This is a genomic window from Gemmiger formicilis (genome assembly GCF_016901605.1).
Classification (GTDB): domain Bacteria; phylum Bacillota; class Clostridia; order Oscillospirales; family Ruminococcaceae; genus Gemmiger; species Gemmiger formicilis_B.
Window position 1 is genome coordinate 1 of sequence record NZ_JACJKP010000320.1, and the last position, 1,200, is coordinate 1,200.

At 57.2% G+C, this 1,200-nt stretch carries 2 protein-coding genes; both read left to right on the forward strand.

The genetic code is table 11. From position 1 onward, the window contains the following. The coding region (locus tag H6B10_RS14550) for an MATE family efflux transporter (RefSeq protein WP_243427409.1) at positions 1-791 on the forward strand (791 nt) is incomplete at its 5' end. Positions 792-830: 39 nt separating this feature from the next. Further along, the coding region (locus tag H6B10_RS14555) for an AAA family ATPase (protein WP_204652254.1) at positions 831-1,200 on the forward strand (370 nt) is incomplete at its 3' end.

The window sequence follows — 1,200 nt, forward strand, 5'->3', positions numbered from 1 at the left end:
GCGGCGCCGCCATTGCCACCGTTATGGGGCAGGTGGCTACCTTTATTGTGTCTGTGGTGTATTTGTTCCGGTTCAAGAACTTCCGCATCGCGCTGGGGGATCTGCGTTTGCGCCGCCGCACCTGCCTGCAGGTACTCAGCTTTGGCATCAGCAGCTTTATCACCCAGATCGCTATTACAATTGTCATGGCGCTGTCCAATAACCTGCTGGTGTCCTACGGCGCCCAGTCTGTCTACGGTTCCGAGATCCCGCTTACCGCTATGGGCATTGTGATAAAGGTCAACCAGATTCTGATCTCCATTCTGGTGGGTATTTCCACCGGTGCCCAGCCCATCATCGGTTTCAACTACGGCGCCAAGGACTACCACCGGGTGCGCAAAGCCTTTGATATTGCCCTGGTGGCGTCCGAGATCGTTGCAGTGATCGGCTTCTGCATCTTCCAGTTTGCACCCATGAGCGTGGTGTCGCTCTTTGGCTCCGAGGATGCGCTCTACAACGAATTTGCGGTGCGGTCTTTCCGTACCTTCCTGTTGCTGTGCCCGCTCACCGGTTTCCAGACGGTGGCGGCCATCTATCTGCAGGCGGTGGGCAAACCGGTCAAGTCGGCGATTCTGTCGCTGTCCCGCCAGATCATCTTTTTTGTGCCGGCAGCCTTGCTGCTGCCCCGGTTCCTGGGCGTTGCAGGGGTGCTGTGGACCGGCCCCGTGGCAGATGGCCTGGCCTTTGTGCTGGCTCTGGGCCTGATTCTCTATGAACGCAAACAGCTGAAAACCGTACCCGAAGCCCGGTAAAACACCCTGAGCCTTCGGAAAGAAAGGAGAGCTTTTCCCATGAAAAACAGAGTCATCACCATCAGCCGCGAGTTCGGCAGCGGCGGCCGCACTATTGGCAAAAAGGTGGCCGAACAGCTGGGGATTCCCTGCTACGACAGTGAATTGATCCAGAAAATTGCCGAGGAAAGCGGATTTGACGCCAAGTTTGTACAGGAAGCGGGGGAGTATGCCCCCGGCGGCTTTTTGTCCAACCTGTCCAGCCGGACTTTTGGCCCCACCAACGAGGATTATCTCTGGAAAATCCAGTACCAGATCATCAGCCGGCTGGCCGGTCAGGGGCCTTGCGTAATTGTGGGCCGCTGTGCCGATTACATTCTGCGGGACAAAGCTGATTGCCTGCGGGTATTTATCCACGCCGATGCCCAGT